The 21,769-nt window shown below is 45.7% G+C and carries 14 protein-coding genes and 1 pseudogene; 6 read left to right on the forward strand and 9 right to left on the reverse strand.

What is annotated here, in order from left to right; genetic code table 11:
* Together Q0174_RS02270 and Q0174_RS02275 are read left to right on the forward strand one after the other, a co-directional pair.
* Positions 1 to 249: pseudogene (locus Q0174_RS02270) on the forward strand (hypothetical protein); the annotation flags it as partial.
* 62 nt (positions 250 to 311) lie between these two features.
* Entirely contained in the window at positions 312 to 515 is a 204-nt protein-coding gene (locus tag Q0174_RS02275) for a hypothetical protein (RefSeq protein WP_298041417.1), read from the forward strand.
* A 245-nt stretch (positions 516 to 760) separates the two neighbouring features.
* On the opposite strand, the gene Q0174_RS02280 is transcribed toward Q0174_RS02275, so the two are convergent.
* Positions 761 to 1,180: an acyl-CoA thioesterase gene (locus Q0174_RS02280; protein ID WP_295153100.1), complete on the reverse strand. Its 420-nt coding sequence runs from the start codon at positions 1,178 to 1,180 to the stop codon at positions 761 to 763.
* 185 nt (positions 1,181 to 1,365) lie between these two features.
* On the opposite strand from Q0174_RS02280, the gene ciaB reads away from it, so the two are divergent.
* Together ciaB and Q0174_RS02290 are read left to right on the forward strand one after the other, a co-directional pair.
* Positions 1,366 to 3,180, forward strand: a complete 1,815-nt coding sequence (gene ciaB, locus Q0174_RS02285) for an invasion protein CiaB (RefSeq protein ID WP_298041419.1) — start codon at positions 1,366 to 1,368, stop codon at positions 3,178 to 3,180.
* A 194-nt stretch (positions 3,181 to 3,374) separates the two neighbouring features.
* On the forward strand, positions 3,375 to 4,052 hold the full coding sequence (locus tag Q0174_RS02290) for a hypothetical protein (protein WP_298041421.1): 678 nt from the start codon (positions 3,375 to 3,377) through the stop codon (positions 4,050 to 4,052).
* Between the two features lie 705 nt (positions 4,053 to 4,757).
* On the opposite strand, the gene Q0174_RS02295 is transcribed toward Q0174_RS02290, so the two are convergent.
* Positions 4,758 to 5,285: a hypothetical protein gene (locus Q0174_RS02295; protein ID WP_298041422.1), complete on the reverse strand. Its 528-nt coding sequence runs from the start codon at positions 5,283 to 5,285 to the stop codon at positions 4,758 to 4,760.
* A gap of 97 nt (positions 5,286 to 5,382) precedes the next feature.
* On the opposite strand from Q0174_RS02295, the gene Q0174_RS02300 reads away from it, so the two are divergent.
* Positions 5,383 to 8,826 carry an acyl-[ACP]--phospholipid O-acyltransferase gene (locus Q0174_RS02300; protein ID WP_298041424.1) on the forward strand — a complete coding sequence of 1,148 codons (3,444 nt, stop codon included), beginning with the start codon at positions 5,383 to 5,385 and terminating at the stop codon, positions 8,824 to 8,826.
* A gap of 744 nt (positions 8,827 to 9,570) precedes the next feature.
* Here Q0174_RS02300 and fldA read toward each other — a convergent pair.
* The 6 genes from fldA to nifJ form a co-directional block, all read right to left on the reverse strand.
* The gene (fldA, locus tag Q0174_RS02305) at positions 9,571 to 10,062 is read right to left on the reverse strand and encodes a flavodoxin FldA (RefSeq protein WP_177389208.1); all 492 of its coding nucleotides are present in this window, start codon (positions 10,060 to 10,062) and stop codon (positions 9,571 to 9,573) included.
* Between the two features lie 11 nt (positions 10,063 to 10,073).
* Positions 10,074 to 11,300 carry a hypothetical protein gene (locus tag Q0174_RS02310; protein ID WP_298041425.1) on the reverse strand — a complete coding sequence of 409 codons (1,227 nt, stop codon included), beginning with the start codon at positions 11,298 to 11,300 and terminating at the stop codon, positions 10,074 to 10,076.
* Positions 11,293 to 11,616 (reverse strand): DUF2325 domain-containing protein, encoded by a 324-nt coding sequence (locus Q0174_RS02315; RefSeq protein WP_005870807.1) that lies wholly within the window; start codon positions 11,614 to 11,616, stop codon positions 11,293 to 11,295. Before Q0174_RS02315 ends, Q0174_RS02310 begins: the two co-directional genes overlap by 8 nt.
* A 118-nt stretch (positions 11,617 to 11,734) precedes the next feature.
* A complete protein-coding gene (locus Q0174_RS02320) occupies positions 11,735 to 12,400 on the reverse strand; it encodes an aspartate/glutamate racemase family protein (protein WP_298041428.1) in 666 nt (221 codons plus the stop codon).
* A gap of 8 nt (positions 12,401 to 12,408) precedes the next feature.
* Positions 12,409 to 14,112: an RNA-directed DNA polymerase gene (locus tag Q0174_RS02325; protein WP_298041430.1), complete on the reverse strand. Its 1,704-nt coding sequence runs from the start codon at positions 14,110 to 14,112 to the stop codon at positions 12,409 to 12,411.
* A gap of 92 nt (positions 14,113 to 14,204) precedes the next feature.
* Entirely contained in the window at positions 14,205 to 17,774 is a 3,570-nt protein-coding gene (gene nifJ / locus Q0174_RS02330) for a pyruvate:ferredoxin (flavodoxin) oxidoreductase (protein WP_298041432.1), read from the reverse strand.
* A gap of 790 nt (positions 17,775 to 18,564) precedes the next feature.
* Between nifJ and Q0174_RS02335 the strand changes: the two genes are divergently transcribed.
* Positions 18,565 to 19,728 (forward strand): sugar transporter, encoded by a 1,164-nt coding sequence (locus tag Q0174_RS02335; RefSeq protein WP_298041433.1) that lies wholly within the window; start codon positions 18,565 to 18,567, stop codon positions 19,726 to 19,728.
* A gap of 122 nt (positions 19,729 to 19,850) precedes the next feature.
* Here the strand turns inward: Q0174_RS02335 and Q0174_RS02340 are convergent, their stop codons facing one another.
* Complete coding sequence (locus Q0174_RS02340; protein WP_298041435.1) at positions 19,851 to 21,671, reverse strand: P-loop NTPase fold protein; 1,821 nt, start codon at positions 21,669 to 21,671, stop codon at positions 19,851 to 19,853.
* Between the last annotated feature and the right edge of the window lie 98 nt (positions 21,672 to 21,769).

A 21,769-nucleotide genomic window follows, 5' to 3' on the forward strand; every position in this document is an offset into this window, starting at 1 on the left:
CTCGCCCTGCACCCGGCGTTTTTTTATCTTTATTATTCGCTGCTTTTCATCGACGTCGCGCCAAACGCCCTCTCGCGGCACAAATTCGAGCTTTATTTGCTGGACTACGGCGGATATAAATTTAAAGCCGCCGCATTATGCTTTTACCTGCTATGTTTGGTGCCTATTTTCGGGCTTTTTTTGCAGGTTTTTTTCGTTATTTATTTTTCGCATTTTTTCTTTTTACGCGAGACTTCGCGCTTGACGTAAATCATTTCAAATCGGCGAAAAACTAAATAAAATACGCCCGAATTTTTTACGAAGGAAGCCAAATGAGAACTGAAAATATCGTAGTTTGCAACGTCTGCGGACAAAAAAGTACGGAAAACGAAAACGCCGTGTTCGTCCGCGCTCACAAAAACGGCGAAGAGGTCGATATCTGTACGGCATGCATCCCTAGCGTCATCCACGGCTCAGGCATGGTCGTAAAAAGCAACTCCGAGATCGAAGAAGAGCTTCAAGACGCTGCAAACTAGCTGCTAGCACGACTTACCGCGGCGCGTTTTAATTTGTTTATTAATCTGCGCGCCGCAAAATTCCAAAATTCCAAAATTCCGTCTGCGAGGTTTTCCGCTAAAATACTGTACAGCAAAATTCCGCGCTTAAAATTATAAAATTTTATGCAGTAAATTCTGCGCACTAAGCTTATCCCACATAAAAATTTTCGCGTTATAAGCTTGATACTAAAATTCCTTGAGCTAAAACTAAAGTCTGAGAAATTTTAAAATCCATGCAGCCGCTTGATCTCTGCGCTGATCGGCTTTTTTTGGCCTGATTTGGTCACGCTTACGTAGGTTGCGATCGCGCTGGTTACGTGCAGACACTCGCGAAATCCATCCTCACCAAGCCGCAACGCTGCGACCTCAATCTGCACGCGGATAGAGGTATTTCCTACGCTTAATACTTTTGCGTAGCAGCTGATGACATCGCCGATAAATACGGGCTGCTTGAAAGTTACCTCCTGCATCGAGATCGTCACGACCCGCTCGGGCGCTATCTCGCGCGCCGCCGTCGCGCCCGCTAAATCGATCTGCGCTAGTATCCAGCCGCCGAAAATATTGCCCGAGCTATTCGTATCCTTAGGCAGCGCTACGACCTTTATGCGCGGCTCGCCGAAATCGTCTAAGTTTAAATCGCTCATTTTTACTCCTTAAATTTAAAAATCTCGCATTTTAACCGCGCAAATTTAACACTTTTTCGATACAATCGGCAAAAATCTATGCCGAAATTTTAAAATTTTAAGCGGGCGTGAGGATAAAATTTAGCTCGCGAAGCAGACACATTCCACTCGTAAAAAGACGATAAAAACGGCAAAAAGGATACGCGATGAACGATTTTGCAAAACTTAGCGAGATGGCAGCCGCCGCCAAAGCGCGACTAAACGCCCTCTACGACGAGCCGCACGCCGAGCTGATCGCGCGCGGGCTGGAGATCTGCGGCTTTGAGTCTGGCGATACTGCGCGTATCGCCGTACTGCGCCGCATCGTGGATCTCAAAGAGGATCCGCTACTGCAAGAATTTCGCCGCTTGGGCTACGATGAGGCGCGCCAGCGTGAGCTAAAGAGCAAAATGTATGATTTCACGCGCGAAATACATGAGGGCATGCACGAAGCGCTCATCGCCGAGGCGGGCGCGCAGGGGATTTTGCAGCCCTTTTATCTGGAGCTTTTAAAGGGCGTGCACCGCATCGGGCTCGTGCTAAGCGATATGCAAAAAAGCTGGCAAGCCCTAATCATCGAAGGCACGAACAAGCGCTGGGAAAAGGAATTTAGCTCGCTTGCGCAGGCGAAGGAATTTTTACTGCAAGAGGAGCTGTTTATGCGCACGCCTCACGGCGAGATCTGCGAGCGCTGCTACGGCGCGATAGTGCAGCGCGATGGCGAATCCCAAATGGTGCCCTACGCCGTGGCATTTGCGGATGAGACGGCGAAGCTGCAGAGCGAATTTAGCGATCTTTTGGAGCGCCTTGTGACGCTTGCCGAAGATGAGAGCGAGCTAGCCTACATCGCGTATCTAAGCAAGCTCAAACAGGCCTTTTGCGAAAAGGACGCTAGTGCCGTGATCGGCGCGTGGCGGGATGCGGAGATCGCGTGGATGGATATAAAAACGCCGCTTCAGATCGGTCATCCGCTTGAGTACTACGAGGATGCCTACACGCACGCAGTCGCGCTGGAATGGGACGTCAGGCTTGCAGGCGCGTATGAGTTTAGCGCGGAGGAATTTAAAGCGCGCGTAAGCGAGAGCTTTGAGCGCGCGTATGAAAAAATAGACGCGAACAACGCCGTCATGCACTCGCTCGTGCTCTCAAACATCGCCAAAACCCAGCTTTACGTCTGCGCGCCGCTGATCTACTACGGCGCCGATCTGAACGGACTCTTTTCGGCTCAGGTCGTACCCAACGACGAGTTTGTAAGCACCAACTGCGGCAAGAAAATTTTCGCCTTCGTAAATTTCGTCTATGAAAGCGCCAAGGCTAGACCTTTTATGCGGCTAAGCGGCGAAATTTTTGAGCCTCACTATCTAAATTTCGGACGTGAAATTTTATTTAAAAAGCCGCAAATTTGGCGCCGCGTCTACGAAATATCGACGATCGGACATGAATTCGGGCACATATTTTTTATCGACGCGGACACCGAGGCGCGCATGAACCGCTCGGGGCTTTTCAAGCTCATCGAGGAGTACAAGGCGACCACTGGCGGGCTCGTGAGCTTCTTTTTCCACGAGGAGGCGGAGTTTTGCCTGCCGGTGCTAGATGAGCTGATCCGCCGCGCCGTGGGGCTCATCGCGTGGCAGCGGGTGGAGGAGCTCAAGCCCTACTACTGCGAGGCTCTGATACATCTGAGCTTGCTTTTCGCATCGGGCGTTTTGAAATTTGAGCGCGGGCGTCTGGCAGTTAAATTTGACCGCGCAGGCTATGAGAGCTTCAAAGCCGCGTGCTTGCAAAACTACGAGGAGCTGGCGCGGCTTTATTGCGACAAAAAGGACGCGGCGGAATTTTTGTCGCGCTTTGCAGAGCTTAGCGGCGGCGTGTATCTGCCGCGCGAGACGCAGGTACGGGAGTTTGTGGAGTTTTACTACTCGCGCTACGAAGCGATCGGCAACGAAACGGATCCTAGCAATGAACGAGTAAAGTGGCTTTAAAATTTCAGCTCTGAACCGCGCCTTAAAATAATGGAAAGTGGGCGGGGTTACGTCAAATTTCAAAACCCTATGCCGTAAAATTATAAATTGAGCGATAGAATTTAGCATCTGGAAATTCTAAAATTCTATTCGCAAACTACGCACGCGAAGTTCTTTCGGAATTATAGAATTCCGCGGAATTTTAAGGGGAAAGCATGAGATATTTTAAAAATTTACTCTCCGATTTGCGAAACGGCAGGCTCGCGCTGCACCCGATTTTACTCGCGGCGACGTTTTGCATAGTGAAAATTTCGTGGCCTTTTCTAATAGGGTCTACAGGTGGTGATGGCTCGGGTTGGACAATATTTGGCTATCTCATATTTATGGATTTTACGCAATGCACATGTTTCATAGCGTTAGGCGCACATATTGTCTATGTGGCGGGGCGCGGCGGCAAAAATAAACAAAGTAGTAGCGGTGAAAACAGCGACTATGAAGGCTTTATACAACCCCGCGGGCTGCAATATTTAGCCGTGCTGCGCGCTATCTTATGCGCCCTGTGTATCATCGCGTGCGCGGCGGGCTATCTTAGCGCGGATATAAATCACCAGAAATTAGGCGTTCTGAATTGGTTTTTCCCGACTGCGTTATTAAGCGCTTTCATATATTTGATTGCGATCTGGGTTGTTACGACCGACTCTGAAATAGTAGCTTGGGGTGCCGTCTTTGGGACAAGCTATGTAGTCGCTTGCTATGCGGTTTGCAAATGTTTTTTTTGGTATGGTGGATATGTATTTTGGAAAGGGTTGGAGATAATCTTTCCCCTAATTTGGGCGTTTCATTTCAAGCGCACCTACAAAAAGCTCCTAGCAGAGGAGATGCGCGAGGCGTAACGGCAAGCTGAATGCAGAATTTTAGCCAAAATTTTGCCGCCAGCCGCAGTTTAAAATTAGCGCGAGCGTAGCTCGCCCTTTGAGCGTGCCAGGGGTTGGGGGATTTTAAGGGGGAAGGGGAGCGCCTCGCAAGTAGCGCCCCTTCCCCCTTAAGAGAAAACGCTGCCACGCCCCAAATTCTAGAGGCAAATTCTACATAGAGAAATTTTAAATTTATTACAAAATAAAATTCCGTTTAAATTTTAGCCCGCGATATGTTTCTCTTGGGGCGGGAAGGGGGCTTAAATTGCGAGGTCGCACTTCTCGCGGGCGCCGCCTCCGCAGCACCGCATTGCTCTGCTCGCCCACAAGCCCCACCCATCCCCCGACGACGCTTTAAGCGGTGCAGGCTATGCCTGAGTTTTAGTCTAATGAAACAAACATACTTAAAATTCCTCATGTAGTAATCCAGGTCATATTAAATTTTAACGCGGACGGAGTCGCCCCCCCTGAGCATGCCAGAGGTTAGGAATTTAAGGGGGCTCCTTGTAAAACGAGCGTAGCGACGCAAGGCTTAGTCTGCGGCATTTCTTGCGAGCGCAGCGAAGCAGAGTAAGTAGTGCCACCTAAGAGAAAACGCTGCCATGACTAAATTTCAGAGGCAGAATTCTAGAATTTTAAATTTATATAACGAATTTTACGAGCCTTAAATTTAAAAGCAAAGCTCTAAATTTCAACATCCATATCCACGGGCTCGATCTGCAGCCCGCGCAGATCCGCGAGCTGCTGCACCGCAGAGTCCGTCTCGGCGTTTTTTGGGAGGACGATGTGAAAGCCGCGATCAAACGCCAAGAAAAAATTCTCCCCGCCCGCAGCGATTCGATTTAGTGAGCGCGCGGCAAATTTCTCGCTTGCGCGCGGCTCGCCCTTCGAAAATGAAATTTCATCCTCGCCCGCGATAAATTCCATCTCTATGCCCGAGTCTTGCGCGAGCTTGGTGGCAGAGAGATGTTTTCTTAGCATGCGGCGGTAAAATTTCGGATAAAAAATAAGCCACGCCGCACCCAAAATAACCGACGCCACGCTCGCAATCGGCGCCGTTTTTAAAAGCCCGTCGATGATGATGCCAACGAGCAAAAACTCGAATGGTATGGCGTAGGTGCTGACTAGGCGCTGCTTGCGCGCCTTTTTGCTGTAAAGCAGCATAAATTTATTGAGGTTATCGACGTCGCGATTTGTGATTTGCACTTTCATATTTTTCCTTTAATTTTTGCGTAATTGTAGCGAAGCCGCCTTAAATTTGCGTCTATTAACTTCCGTGAGATAAAATCCCGTTTTTAAAGGAGATAGCTTGAAATCTTTATTAAAAATCAACGGATTTTTGCCGTTTTTGGCGATTATGTTTATCAACGCAAGCGTTGATCTGGGCCATAAGATCACGATCCAAAACGTCCTTGTTAAAAGCGCCGATTCGGGCGCTCTCATCGCCCTTACATCGCTTGTAAATTTGCTAATTTTGCTGCCTTACGTATTTCTTTTTAGCGCCAGCGGCTATCTCAACGACAAATTCTCGCGCACTCGCATCACGCGGATCTGCGCAAAACTCGGCGTCGCGCTTACCGCGCTCATTACGCTAGGTTATCTGTGCGGATGGTTTTATTTCGCGTTTTTTATGACGATCCTGCTTGCGGCGCAAAGCGCGATCTACTCGCCCGCCAAATACGGCCTGATTAAAAAGATCGTCGGCGCGAAAAATTTAGGCGCGGCAAACGGCCTCGTGCAGGCTCTTACCATCATCGCAATTCTACTTTCATCGCTTGCGTTTTCGGTGATTTTCGAGCTGTTTGCGACGCGCAGCAGCGACGCGGGCGAGCTGATGAGCTCGGTTTGGTTCATCGGCGTACTTTTGGTCGCGGGCTCCGTGCTTGAAACATACTACTCGTATAAAATTCCATTCTTCGACGCCGCACAGCCGCAGGCGGAATTTAATAAAGACGACTATCTTAAGCTTCGCTATCTAAGGCAAAATTTAAATTTTGTGCTAAAAGACAAAAACGTCCTGCTCTGTACGCTGGGACTTTCGATGTTTTGGGCAGTCTCACAGCTCGTGATCGCGACCTTCCCAGCTCACTACAAGAGCCTTAGCGGCAGCGATAACGTAATGGTGATCCAGGTGATCTTAGCTCTTAGCGCGATCGGAATCGCGCTAGGCTCGATCTTTGCGGGCAGCTACTGCAAAAAACATATCGAGCTCGGTATCGTGCCGTTTGGCGCATTCGGTCTGGCGCTCGCGCTAATGGTGCTAGCCAACGCGCACTCGGTATTTTGGCTCGGTACGGCGTCGTTTTTCTTCGGATTTAGCGGCGGAATTTTCATCGTGCCGCTCAACGCTGTCATTCAGTTTTTCACCGCCGATGAGCGCATGGGACGGGTGCTCGCGGGCTCAAATTTTATCCAAAATATCTTTATGGTGCTGTTTTTGCTCATCGCCATCATCTTGGTGCATTTTGCGGTCGCCAGCGGCGAAATTTTCGTTATGGCGGCGCTATGCGTACTTATCTGCGGGATCTTCGGCGCAAAATATCTGCCGCAGCTTTTCGTTAGAATTTTACTCATTCCGTTTATGAAATTTGGCTACCAAGTCCACGTAGACGGCATCGAAAACATCCCGCAAAAAGGCGGCGTACTGCTTTTGGGCAACCATATCAGCTGGATCGATTGGGCGGTAGTGCAGCTTGCCTGCCCACGCGGGGTGCGCTTCGTGATGCATCGCAGCTACTACGATCTGTGGTATTTGAAGTGGTTTTTTAAAATTTTCCGCGTCATTCCAATCGGAGCGGGCGTTAGCAAAAGCGCGATCGAAAGCATCCGCGAGGCGCTAAATGCTGGTGAAGTAGTGGGGCTCTTCCCAGAAGGCCACATCAGCTACAACGGCCGCATAGACGAGTTTCAGGGCGGATTTGAGCTAGCCGCGCACGATACGAACTCCGTAATCGTGCCTTTTTACATCAGAGGGCTTTGGGGATCGACGTTTTCGCGCGCCAGCGAGCATTATAAAAGAACGATCTCGCAAAGCGGCAAAAATGCACTTCGCGTAAGCTTCGGCGCGCCGATCGAGGCAAATTCCAAGGCGCACGAGGTAAAGCGCGCGGTAACGGAGCTGTCGTTTTTCAGCTGGGGCAAATACCTCGCAAGCCTAAAGCCGCTTGCCTACAACTGGCTAAATCAAGCCAAAAGATCGCCTTTTAAGCGCGTAGCGGTCGATAGCACGGGAGTGAGCTTCACAAATTTAGCGATGATGAGCGCCGTTTTGATACTTCGCAAAAGGCTAAAGAGCCGCATAGATAGCGAGGAAAACGTAGGTATCGTTTTGCCTAGCTCGGTCATCGCAAGCGCCGTAAATTTAACGCTTTTTGCGATGGGCAAAACGAGCGTAAATTTAAACTACACGCTAAGCGAGGAGAATTTAATATATTGCGCGGATAAGGCAAATATCCGCACGATCATCAGCTCGCGCAAATTCGTAGAAAAGCTCAAATCAAAGGGCTTTGAGCTAGAAAGCTCGATCGGCGATCGACTCGTGTATCTTGAAGATCTAAGCGAGGGCGCCTCTAAAAATGAGCGCATAGCCTGCGCGCTAAAATCGCTGCTGATGCCTAAAATTTTATTTCGCGCGCTGTATTTTAAGCCGCACGCGATAGAGGACGTAGCGACCATTTTATTTAGCAGCGGCAGCGAAGGAAAGCCCAAAGGCGTGGTTCTGACGCACAAAAATATAATGGCGAACGTCAAGCAGATCTCCGAGCTCATAAACGCCACCGAGCATGATGCGATCTTGGCGTCACTACCGATCTTTCATTGCTTCGGGCTTACCGTAACGACGCTCTTTCCGCTAAACGACGGAATTTTAAGCATCCATGTGCCCGATCCTACAGACGCCTTTAGCGTAGGCAAGATGAGCGCAAAATACGGCGCTACGATAATGTTCGGCACTTCGACGTTTTTTAGGCTCTACACCAAAAACAAAAGACTCAATCCGCTTATGCTAGCAAGCATCCGTCTGGCGATTGCTGGCGCGGAGAAACTAAACGAAAACGTCCGAAAGGAATTTAAGATAAAATTCGGCATCGAAATTTACGAGGGCTACGGCACGACCGAGACTGCGCCGGTGGTGAGCGTAAATACGCCGAATGTCCTCGAACCCGACTTTTTCAAAGAGCTTCACTTCAACCGCGAAAAGAGCGTCGGCTTGCCGCTTGCGGGCACGGTCATAAAGATCACCGATCCCGCCTCGCTTCAGCCGCTATCAAACGGGCAGGAGGGGCTTATCTTAATCGGCGGGCATCAGGTTATGAAGGAATACTACGATGAGCCGGCAAAAACCGCCGAAGCGATCGCACAAATAAACGATGTGCGCTACTACAAAAGCGGCGACATCGGCTATATCGACGACGACGGGTTTTTATTTATCACCGACCGCCTCTCGCGCTTTGCTAAAATCGGCGGCGAGATGATCAGCCTGGGCGCGGTAGAAAGCGCCGTGGGCGAAATTTTGGGCGAGAGCGCGATCTATTCGTGCGTGAATCTAAAAGACGAAAAAAAGGGCGAAAAGATCGCTCTGCTTTACGTGGGCGAGACGAGCGAGGATGAAATTTCGCGCCGCCTGAAGGACTCCGCGCTGGCGCCGATAATGCAGCCAAGCGTCGTGAAAAAGGTCGAGCAAATCCCGGTGCTCGGCAGCGGCAAAGTAAATCTCAAAGCGGTAAAGGATCTGGCGATAGAGCTGGGGCTGTAAATTTTAAGCCTTAAAATTTGCGCCCTAAATTTTAAATTTACGCTTTGCCGCGCTATTTGCGCGAAGTAGCGTAAAGAGCAAAATTCCTCTTTTAAATTTATGCTTTGTCGCCGCCGCACGGCTTTGCGGCTTTAGCTCCTAGCGGCGGGCGATCTCGCGGGTTATGCTGCGGTTTATTTAAAGAATGACAGCTGCACGCGGCTGCGGCGCCAAATTTATGCTAAATTTTACGGACAAACGGCAGCCGCTCGATGCGTGGATAGATAAAATTTTACATTAAACGGCGAGCGAAATTTCACGGCGGAGCTGCGGAGAGAATTTTAACGGCGTGTGAGTGGAAAGAAATTTCAATGGCGTATGTGCGGAGAGAAATTTTAGCAACGATGCCTCTCGCTTCGCTTTTTATAAAATTTGCAAATTTTATTTCCCGAACATTCGCCGATTATTATGCCGACGAGGTTTATAAATCCGCTTGTGCTATGCAAACTCTCGGCTTCATTCTTCCGCCGTCACAGAGGCTAAATTTTTTCTAATCACGCTACGTGCGCCTCCAAGCAGGTCTATATTTACATGAGCGCAAAAGTATCGAGCAGCTCTAAATTTAAAAGATAAACTTCATTCTCGCAAATTAAAATTTTAAAATTTAAAAGCCGTTTAAATTTAACCGAAGTCGGCAGAGCTTAAATTTTAAAAAAAGATGAAAGTACCGCGGAGCGTGAGCTCCGCGGCAAATTTAAAGGAGGACTATTTAAAAGATGGAGCGATCTGCGCTACCCACGCTTCGATGCGGCTCTCGGTGAGGTCGCTTTGATTGTCATTGTCTAGCGCGAGACCTACGAATTTACCATCCACTACGGCCTTGCTCTCGTCGAATTCATATCCGTCGGTAGGCACTGCACCTACGATATTTGCACCCGCTTTTTTGAAGTTGTCATATAGCTCGCGCATTGCGTTGCAGTAGGCGTCGCTGTAGCTTGAGCTATCGCCCATGCCAAAAATCGCGACAGTCTTGCCCGCGACATCAAGGGCTGAGAAATCAAAGCCCGCCCAGTCGTCTTGTAGCTCGCCGTCGTTCCACGTGGAGCTGCCGATGATGAGCGCGGTGTATTTATTTAGATCTGCGGGCGCGATGTCCGCAACGTTTTTAAGCTCGTTTTCTATGCCTAGCTTTTCGGAGATCAGCTTCGCGGCGTCCTCAGTATTGCCCATCGAGCTTCCAAAAATAATTCCAACCATTTGATATCCTTTTAATAAATTTTGTCGGTAAGCTTGTATGGTACTAATTTCATAATGAAATTTCCCTTAAAGCATTCGCTTTTTATCTCGACGTGGCGGTTAAAATTTTCATTTTTTGGATAGACAAGATACAGGGCGTCGATGTTTGCTCCGTGACAAAGCTCTAGCGCTTTTTTTATATCATTATCATAAAGCGTATGATTTGAAACGAGCATCGATCTGAAATTTGCTATCACTCCGAGCGAAAATCCGTTTTTTCGCACGATGATGAGCTCGTTTTTAAGCTCAATCTCTGCGCCTGCATTTCGCAGCGCGATCTTTGAAAATACAAAATCGCTAAACGCCTCGCCGGCATTTAGCAGCAAGCCGCTACGCAAGCTCACGATCGCGCGAGTTAGCTTATAAGCGGGCTTGGCGGCAAATACAGGCAGCGGCATATCGCGCAGATAGGCAAAGATTATCGCATTATCCGCCGTACAGAATTTCACGGCGGGCTTGAAACGGTAAATTTTACGAGCCCCGCGCCCAAGCTCGGAGGCGATGAAATTTAAAAATGCCGCTCGAAACTGCGAAGCGCCTTTTAAATTTGCGGGCAGAATTCTATAATCCGCATTAACGTTAAAATTATATAGAGCTAGCATCGCTCGCGCTCGCGAAGCCGCATCATAATCCTGCAGTGCCTCTGGCACAATCTCGCGCCCGTTCGCATCAAAGCCAAAAATTTCGCCACCAAATAATTTTTTATTAAAAGTTTCGGCATTTAAAATTTCATCATCAATAAGCTCATTATCGCGCCGCAGATCCGTTTTTTGGCGTTTTTCGCGCGCCGCGATATCTCGTTTTGGCGCGGCAATATCTCGTAACAAAGCTGATTTCTCGTCCGAACGCTTAGCGCAGAAAAAATTCTTTTGTACTAAGTCAGTGTCGTAAAAAGCCCTTGCTGTAAAATTCCTATTTGCGCCGCCTTTTTGCGCACTCTTTGCAACGCACGGCTTAGAGGCATTACAATTAAGCGCACCCGATTCACCACTTGAAAACTTTTTAAATTTGCCGTTAAATTTCTTGCTTTCGGCGTGCGCAAGGCAAGTAGCGTTAAATTTACTAGAATTTAAAAGATCCTTGAAATTTAGCTCGCCAGCTTCATCGTCGTAAGCATTTGATTGCGACGTAGTGCGCGATTTTTTAACCGCTTGCCTGGGCTTGCCGTCACTACTTAAATTCCTTGGAATTTTAATCATCTTCGCAAGGTCTGCAACCGAATTCTTGATTTAAATTGAAAACCTTACAGTATTCGCAAAATACGCAGCTAACGCTTCTTTTAGCGCATACGAGCGGGATTTTGCGCTTTTTGACTTCGCCTTTGATCTTTTTCATCGTATTGTGGTTCAAAAAGCTCGTAAGCATCACGACGCACTCGGTATCTTGCGGGATCGGCTTACGATTTACGCGATTTTCGTTTCGTGCGTCCCAGTGCTCGATATTGCTCGCGCCAAGATCCTTTAAAACCGCCTTAATGGGCGTAATCTCATCTGCTCCTATAACTAAAACGTTCATTTCATCCCCTTCTATGATTGATAGTCGTTATTATAACAGAGAAAGATTAATTTTAACTGATAATATATATAAAAATTTGAAATTATAAGCTGGAATTTTACCGGCTCATATTTGATATTTATTCGCTTAAAGCTAGACTTACTGCCGCATCGATGTGGATCTGCGTAGTATCGAATAGCTGCGCGGCGGTATCTGCTTGAGATACGAGCAGCCCGATCTCCGTGCAGCCCAGTATCACGCCCTGCGCACCGCGAGCCCTAAGTCCTTCAATGATCTGTAAAAATTTCTTCTTGGAATGTGGTAAAATTTTACCAAAGCAAAGCTCATTAAAAATTACTTCGTTTAGCGCTTCCATTTCGTCCGCATTCGGCACGAGTACCTCTACGCCGCCATCTATTAGGCGCTGTTTGTAAAAATCCTGCGTCATCGTGTAAATCGTGCCGAGCAGCCCTACTTTTTGCACGCCACGTTTTCGCAGCTCACTTAACGTGGCGTCCGCGATATGCACGAAAGGCACGGATATAGCGGCTTTTATCGCCTCGTAGCACTTATGCATCGTATTGGTGCAAAGAAAAATATAATCCGCGCCGCCGCTTTGCAAAACTCGCGCGTGACGAGCTAAAATTTCGCCCGCCCTGCCCCACTCATTATCTCTTTGACACCGCTCGATCTCGTCAAAATTTAGACTACTTAGCAGAATTTCGCCGCTACTTAGCCCGCCTAGACGCTCGTTAATTTTGCGATTGATCCCATCATAATAGGTAATCGTAGATTCGTAACTCATGCCGCTGATTAGTCCGATTTTTTATATTTTATCAAATTTATTTTCTCAAAAAGTACAAAAGAAATCTGATTGTCATGCAATTGTTTCCAATCATTGCATACGTTTAACGCATTCGGGTCCTCCAATCTTAAAACTTCATAAGCAAATAGCCAAAATTCATCATTTAAAACTTTTAAATTTATTGACTCTTGAACTATAAATGACTTTGCTATATTTATATATTCTTGAAATTTGTCCTTATTATTTTTGAAATATTTTTTGTCATAAATATAACAAAGCAACATAAAAATACAATCCTCTTGATGTTTTGCTTCTTTTAATAAATTTTTTTGATTAAGCTTAAAATCGTATTTTAATGAGAAATATATAGCATAAGACATAGCCTCATAATTTTTTGTTTTAAGCCCCAATTGAAAAATATCATCGGAAATTTGTTTTATTTTTAGATACAAAAATTTACTATAAGGATCATCAGAAATTTGTTTTATTTTAAGACCTAAAGATTTACTATCAAAAATATTCTCTAATAAGAATATAAGATATGGGTATATTAAAGTTAAATGATGAACAATATTTATAAAATATTTTTTTGCATTTAGTGACATATCATATCCAAGCAAAATTTTAATAGTGTAATTTAAAATAGACGTATTATTTTTATTTTCTTTCATTAATTCTATTGCTGTATCTAAAAGCAAGGCAACAGTTTTATAATTAATTTTATCAGTCTTGCTGCCTTCATCAGAATAGGTCTCCAATTTAAATAGTTTTAGTTTTCTAGTCCAATCATTATCAAAAGAAATGGGTAATTGTATAATTTCTGTCTTTTTATGATTTAATGATAAATTAAATTTCTTTAACTCTTGCGACAAATCTATTAAAAACTGTTTTGCTTTTTCTTCCGTTTCAACATAGCAAGAATAGTCATCTATGTTTCTTATATACTGATATTTTTTTGATATTTCATTATCTACTGAAACAAGTATAATTTCTGAGATCAAATTTGAAGTATGTGGTCCTATTAATATACCCTGCGTCTCATTGTTATTAAGCCATCTTGTTCTTTTATCTATCTCGTTATACCACACGTCCTTTTTATTTTTATCTTTTTTTGCTTCTTGTTTTCCAATTAAAGCCCAGGGTATAGAATGTGTATAGATGCTAGAAAAGTAGTTAGAAATATCGGCTTTAATTAGATATTTTTTGCCTATGATAATATTTTGCTCTGGGTTTCCATCTTTTTTATGTGGCTTATAGTTCATTCTAAATAGTTCATTTGCTTCTTCATAATGAAAAGAATTCAGCTCAAATATATATTTTTTATTGTATATTTTTCTAATATGTATTCTACTTATTTTGTAATTATTATCTTTTGTTTTATCTCTAAAATATTTTTTGATATGATTCCAGTTATCTTTTAAAATTTGGCATTGTTTATAATAAGCAAATGGATTTGGTATGGCTAATAACCTAGGGACATTAATATTTCGCATGTTTTCATATTTAATGTATAAAAAATTCTTTTGTTTAAAATCGGGGTTATTACTTTTACAAAATTTAAAAAAACTTTCAGACGATAAAAAAGATGGTATTTTTTCAGCAAATAACCCATATCCTAACAAGCCTTCGAACAAACTATTATCAGATATTTCGTCTAAACATTCATGATAACTTTTTAGATTGTCTATGCACATACCATCAATATCCATCATTTTTTATTCCTTACTTAAATAATCATCCAAAAGCACGCGATAAGTAATTTAGCTATCATCATGCGATGGCTAAATTTTAGGTTTTAATAGCTTTAAGCTTGTTTACTTATTATAACCTCATCGCCGAAATCGGCATTCGCAAGCCGTTTGAGCTGACGGTAACGCCTCATCGCATCGGCTTTGTTCGCTTCGTAAAGCTCGCTTGCATGCTGTGGATCGATCTTTTTAAGCGCGTTGTAGCGCACTTCGTTTAGCAAAAATTCCTCATAAAGGCTCCAGTCCGGCTCTTTGGATGAAATTTTAAGCGGATTTTTGCCCTCCGCCGCGAGCCGCGGATCGAAGGTATAGGTCGGCCAATAGCCGCATTTGCTCGCAAGTTCGGCTTGATCGCCGGAGCTGCCCATGCCGCCTTTGATACCGTGCGCGATACACGGCGAATACGCGATGATGAGACTAGGTCCCGGGTAAGCCTCCGCCGCTATGATCGCTTTTAGCGTCGCGGCTTGGTTTGCGTTGGAATTTACCTGTGCGACGAAGATGTTGCCGTAGGTCATCGCGATCTGACCGAGGTCTTTTTTCTGCACCGCCTTACCGCCCGCGGTAAACTGCGCGATCGAGCCGCGACGGCTAGCTTTAGAGCTCTGTCCGCCGGTGTTTGAGTAAACCTCGGTATCTAGCACCAGCACGTTTACGTCCTCGCCGGTAGCTAGCACGTGATCGAGCCCGCCGTAGCCGATGTCGTAGGCCCAGCCGTCGCCGCCGATGATCCACTGCGATTTTTTGTTTAGATACTGCTTCAGCTCTAAAATTTCACGAACTCCGGGCGCGTCCAAATTTTGCTCCAGTAGCGGCACCAGCCTATCTCTGATCTGAGCGGATTTTAGCGTATCGTTTCTGTTTTCGATCCAGTCGTGATAAAGCGCCTTTAGCGCGTTTGGCACGCTTGAGAGCGAGCCTAGCATAAGATCCTCGATTTTATGGCGCAGCGTCTCGCTTGCGATCTTCATTCCCAGCCCAAACTCGGCGTTATCCTCAAAAAGTGAGTTCGCCCACGCGACGCCGCGGCCGTTATCGTCCTTGCGGTACGGCATCGAGGGCGCCGATCCGCCGTAGATTGAGCTACAGCCCGTGGCGTTGGCTACGATCATATGATCGCCGAAAAGTCGCGTGATCAGCGTGATATACGGAGTTTCGCCGCAGCCTGGGCATGCGCCGTGAAATTCAAAATACGGGCGGGCAAAGCCCACGCCCTTGACGCTTGATCTGTCCATCAAATCGTCTTTGTATCTTATGTGCTCGAATAAAAAGTCTGCACTCTCCTGCTCGCCCTTCGCGAGTTCTTCTTCAAGCGGAACCATGACGAGCGATTTTTCCTTACTCGGGCAGTTTTCGGCGCAAAGCGCGCAGCCCGTGCAATCTAGCGGGCTTACTTGGATCTTATATTTTAGCCCCTTCAGCTCCTTGCCCTTGGCTTCTAGCAGGTGATCTTTTAAATTTAAAGGCGCGGCAGCTTCGTCCTTTTCATCTAGCAAAAACGCTCTGATTACGGCGTGCGGGCAGACGAAGGCGCACTGGTTGCACTGGATGCAGTTTTGCTCGATCCATTTAGGCACCGTGACGCCCACGCCGCGCTTTTCAAATCGCGTCGTGCCCGCGTCAAACCCGCCGTCCTCGTGCCCTAAAAACGCCGAGACCGGCAAGCTATCGCCGCGCGCTGCGTTCATCGGTTTTACGATCTTTTCTATAAATTCGTCGCCTTTGTATTTGTCGTCCGCGCCCGCTGGGTCATCTTTTAAATTTGCCCACGCGGGATCGATCGCTACCTGCACTAAAGCGTCCGCTCCCCTATCGATCGCGTCGCAGTTCATCGCCACGACCGCCTCGCCCTTTTTGGCGTAGGTTTTCTTAGCGTATTCTTTCATATAGCTCTGCGCCTGCTCAAACGGGATGATGCCGCTAAGCTTGAAAAACGCCGATTGCATGATCGTATTTGTGCGGCCTCCGAGCCCTATATCGCGTGCCAGCTTAGTGGCGTTTAGGATATAAAATTTTACCCGCCTGGCAGCTAGAATTTTTTTGACCTTATTCGGAAGTTTTGCCGCCGTCTGCTCGGCATCCCAGATGGAATTTAAAAGAAAGGTGCCGCCTTCGCGGATGCCCCCGATGACGTCGTAGATGTCCAGATACGCAGCGACCGAGCAGGCGACGAAATGCGGATTTGAGACGAGATAGGTCGAGCGGATCGGTCTTTTGCCGAAGCGCAGGTGCGAGCGCGTGTAGCCACCCGATTTTTTGCTGTCGTAGGCGAAATACGCCTGCGCATAAAGATCGGTCTTGTCGCCGATGATTTTGACGGAATTTTTATTCGCGCCCACGGTGCCGTCTGCGCCCAAACCGTAAAATAAGCACTCGGTCTCATCCTCGTAGCCGAGCGAAATTTTATCTCCCACGGGTAGAGATAGATGCGTCACGTCGTCGTCGATGCCGATCGTAAAGCCGTTTTTAGGCTCGTCCGCCTTTAAATTTTCATACACGGCGATTAGCTGCGCAGGATCAACGTCCTTGGAGCTTAGACCATACCTGCCGCCCACGATGAGCGGGGCGTCCGCACGTCCGTAAAATGCTGCTTTTATGTCCAGATACAGCGGCTCGCCGAGGCTGCCGGGCTCCTTCGTGCGATCGAGCACGGCGATTTTACGCACACTTTTAGGCATCGCGGCAAAAAGATATTTGAGGCTAAAAGGCCTGTAGAGGTGCACTTTTAGTACGCCCACTTTCTCGCCCTTCGCGTTTAGATAATCGACCACCTCTTCAAGGGCTTGATTGACCGAGCCCATCGCGACGATCACGCGCTGCGGCTCACTTGCGCCGTAATAGACGAAAGGCGCGTACGATCGCCCCGTGATCTTTGAAATTTCGCTCATATACTCCGCGACGATGTCCGGAAGCGCGTCGTAAAATTTATTGGTTAGCTCGCGCGTCTGAAAATACACGTCGTCGTTTTGCGCCGTGCCGCGAGTTTTAGGATGCTCGGAGTTTAGCGCGTCAGCTCTAAATTTACGCACCGCCTCGCGATCGAGCAGGCGATCAAACTCGGCATAATCCATCACCTCGATCTTTTGAATTTCATGGCTCGTGCGAAATCCGTCGAAAAAGTGCAAAAACGGCACGTGCCCCTTAATCGCCGCAAGATGCGCGATACCGCCCAGATCCATCACCTCCTGCACGCTGTCGCTTGCAAGCATCGCAAAGCCGCTTTGGCGACAGGCATAGACGTCTTGATGATCGCCGAAGATGGATAGCGCCTGCGCCGCAAGCGCGCGCGCCGCGACGTGAATGACGCCCGGAAGCATCTGGCCCGCGATCTTGTACATATTTGGAATTTTTAGCAAAAGCCCCTGCGATGCGGTGTACGTCGTCGTAAGCGCACCCGCTTGTAAGGATCCATGCACGGTGCCCGCCGCGCCGCCCTCGCTTTGCATCTCGACTACTTTAACGGGCATGCCGAAGAGATTCTTTTTGCCCTGCGACGCCCAAATATCGGTGTAATCCGCCATAGGCGAGCTAGGCGTGATCGGATAGATGCCCGCGACCTCGGTAAAGGCGTATGAGACGTAAGCCGCTGCCTCGTTTCCGTCCATCGTTTTCATAACTTTTGCCATTTTTCGTTCCTTTGGAATTATCAAATTTCGCTAATTTTACATATTTATTGCTTAAAAATTTAAATGCTTCGCAAACCGAATAAAATTCTAAAGCTTTATCACAGCAGGCGGGCTACAAGCGCGATCTGCTGGCAGTTTTAGACGAGCATTGCGGACGATTTTAGACGGGCTCTTTCACCGCCTTGAAAATAAATTTTGCATACTTTAAGCGCAGATCGCAAGCAGCGGGTAGAGATTAATGCAAATTTAGCCGTCTGGCTTGAAATTCTGACCCAAATATCAAATGACGGGAATACGCGAAAATTAAGAAATTTAAAAATGCACTTGTCACAAGATGAAAAAACCTCATATCGCAACAAGACTGGATAATAAATTTAGCCACCAACAAAGCTTTAACCGCCATACGCATCCAAGCTCAACGTAGCAAAATTTTATTTATGGCTTATAACATCGCGGTATATAAAATTTCGACGCATTCTACCAAACATAAGAAATTTTATTGCCTCCTGCCGAGCGCAGCGCAAATTTCATTTTAAATTTTCATCGATCGCTCGCTGTGTGAATTTTACCACACGCGACCTTGCGTTTTGAGCGTAAATTCTATTTCCGCAAGCTGCGCGGAGGATAAATTTAGCTATAATCCCCCGCTTAGATTTAGCACGAAACGCGGCACGTATATACGGCGCGGAATTTTAAAAATTTTAAAATTCCAAGCAGGACTCGAAAAGCTAAAAACCGCTAAATGCGCTAAATTTAAAGTCTAAATTTAAAAACTGGAAAGAGAAAACCGATGAACGTCCATAAAATCGCTTACACGAGAGTTATCGCGCTGGCGTTTGCCGCCTTTATTTTTAACACGACGGAATTTATCCCCGTGGCTCTGCTAAGCGACATCGCGGCGGATTTTGAGATGGACGTTACAAGTACGGGGCTAATCATCACGATCTACGCGTGGGCGGTGAGTATCCTTTCGCTGCCGTTGATGCTGCTAACCTCAAAGCTTGAGCGCAAGAGGCTACTTTTGCGGCTTTTTGTGCTGTTTACGCTAAGCCACGTCCTGGCTGCCATTGGGTGGAATTTTACCGTTTTGGTAATCGCGCGACTGGGCATCGCGATTTCGCACGCGATCTTTTGGTCGATCACCTCATCGCTCGTCGTGCGCGTAGCGCCGATAAACAAAGGCTCTCAGGCCATCGGCATGCTGGCTTTGGGCACCTCGCTTGCGATGGTTTTAGGGCTTCCTTTGGGACGCGTGGTCGGCGAGCTTTTCGGCTGGAGGATTACGTTTTTTGCGATCGGCGCGCTTGCGGCGGCGGAGGCGCTGTTTCTTTGGAAAATTTTACCGTTTTTGCCAAGCCGCCGCGCGGGCTCTCTTGCGAGTTTGCCGATGCTTGCAAGGCGCCCGATGCTGCTTGCTTTGTATATGCTGACGTTTTTGATCGTAGGCGCGCATTTTACGACCTACAGCTACGTCGAGCCCTTCGTGGCGAAATTTAATCCCGCGGGCGATCACTTCGTAACCTACGTCCTGCTTGCATTCGGTGCTTCGGGAATCGCCGCAAGCGCGCTTTTTTCAAAGCTTTACCGCTCATTTTCGAACGCCTTTTTGATCTGCTCGATCCTTTTTATCCTAGCCTCGGTGCTGACGTTAAAAGCTTTTGTCGCAAATGACGTAGCGCTGCTGCTCGCGGCTTTCGTCTGGGGAGTGGGGATTTTCGGCTTCGGACTCTGCTTGCAGATTAGGGTTTTGGCGCTGGCTCCGGATGCTACCGATGTCGCGATATCGATCTATTCGGCGATCTATAACGTAGGTATCGGCGGCGGAGCGCTTTTGGGGCATCAGATCGCAACGAGATTCGGGCTTGAACACATAGGCGAGGCGGGCGCGATACTGGGCGCGCTAGGGCTTGCAAGCTACCTCTATGCAAGCGTGAAATTCGCGCAGAAAAAATAGAGCGAGCAAAAAACTAAAGATGGCACGAAATGACGCAAGAAATTTTACAAGCCTTCGTCCCGCTTAAAACCTCGCTAAATACGGCAAAAGATTGGGGCGAACTGAAGTAAAAATTTAAAGGCTTATTCTAAATAAGCCTTTTTCTTCAAATCTTCAAGTATAAATTTCATCTTAAGTTTTTGATTTTCGTCGCCGTTTTCTGATATCTTTTTAAATACGTTTAAAATTTTAACTCTTACCTCTTTGTTACTTGAGAGATAAGAAGCATTACTTTGCAAAAATCCTATCGCACTACGAAGAAATTCCAAATTTTCATAGCAATATTTTTCTAAAATTTCTTCCGTTATTTTTGAGGTTAATTCTTTTTGTATCGGCATTCTGGTGTTAAAAATATTTTCTATTATCCTCTCTGCAGATGAGATCTTATATATGTCATTTTGAGCCACAAGGTTATCGTGCAGTTCCTCAACACGCTTATCAAAATTTATCATTTTAACTAAAATATCGGTATATAAATTTTGATATTGGTTGTTTTCGAAAACATCTGTTATATAATCCAGTAAAACTTTAGTCGCAAATTCATGGTATTTTTGCTTATTTTTTTCATCAAATTTTCCCAGCGTCTCTATATATGTAATAAAAGGACTAACCCCGACTATATCTATTATATTCTCTTTATTTGTTTCTAGATGAGTAAAGAGATTGTTTATAAAGACATCGTTGTCGTGCCGTAAATCTAAAACGCCTTTAAAATACTCATCCGAAATTTCCTTTTCGATTTCTTGATATTGCTTATTTTCACTGTTATACTCCCTAGTAATTATATTTCTTGCAATTTTGTTAAACTCCTCAATATCTATAATTGATTTTTTAGTATATGACAATATATTCATACCAAGCTGGTAATAATCTGCATCGTCTAAAAATACAAGCTCATTTTTTGAGTCTCTTATATTTTTTCTGTTTTTGTACGAATCATACACATCCGTTAAATTACTACAGTGGTCTAATTTTCCTAAAAATTGTTTAATCTCGGCGGAAGAATTCATCGCATTGATAATTGATATTCCTAGTATATAAGTTATGGCGTTGTCTTTTATAGGTTGATATTTTTGCAGTTTGTCTTCTAGATGTTGTTTATAATCATTCAGCGCATTTATCGCTCGCCTCATCACTCTAATATTTTTTATGGCATGCTTTGTAAAATACCGCGATACCGCATCCCGGTAAACTTCCTCTAGTTTGTCTGATATGACACTAAAAGATTCCTGCGGAGTCGGATCATAATAAAACTCGTAGTCCATGATTTTATCTTTGTATTCCGATAAAATTTTTTCTAGTTCTGTTTTATCCTCTTTTACTTGGCTAGTATTTTTGGGCTCTTTAGCTTCTAAATTTTCCTCATCTTCTTTTTGTGCTTCATTAGCAAGAGCCGTCATCTTCGAGCGATTTAAAATCATAACTATGTGACAATTTTGCTGCTCTTTATATTCGGAAATTGTCCCTAAAACATCTTTTAAATTTATCTTATTAGACATTCTTTCAAAGTCATCGAAGCAGATTATTGCATCTTTGTACTTATCTGTATACAGGGAGTCCAGCATAATTAAACTAAATTCTGCAATTTTATTATCGGCAAATCTTTTTGTAAAGAAACTAAAAATACCTGCAGGAATAAATTTTTTAAATTTTTCTAATATCTTTAATACGACTTTATTCTTTCTATAAAATTTTAAACTTATCTCTTGTTTGATTTCCTGGATGCTGTCCTTACCAAATAAAGATACATAAACAGAATTTTCCTTAAATTTTTCATTAGAAAAATTTTTCCAAAAAGTTGTTTTTCCTACACCCCATTCACCGTCTAAAACGACGCAGACGGCATTATCTCGCTGCAATATTTCCGTTAATCTTTGTTCGATATTTTCTTTGGCGGTACTCATATTGATCCTTTATCGTTTTAAAATTTTACTAGAACGCTCATAAATTTAAGGTATTCCTCTAAATACTTTAAATTTAATCTCGCAAATCATAGCGCACA

Origin of the sequence: uncultured Campylobacter sp., assembly GCF_937996225.1 — a bacterium.
In the GTDB taxonomy this organism is placed as follows: domain Bacteria; phylum Campylobacterota; class Campylobacteria; order Campylobacterales; family Campylobacteraceae; genus Campylobacter_B.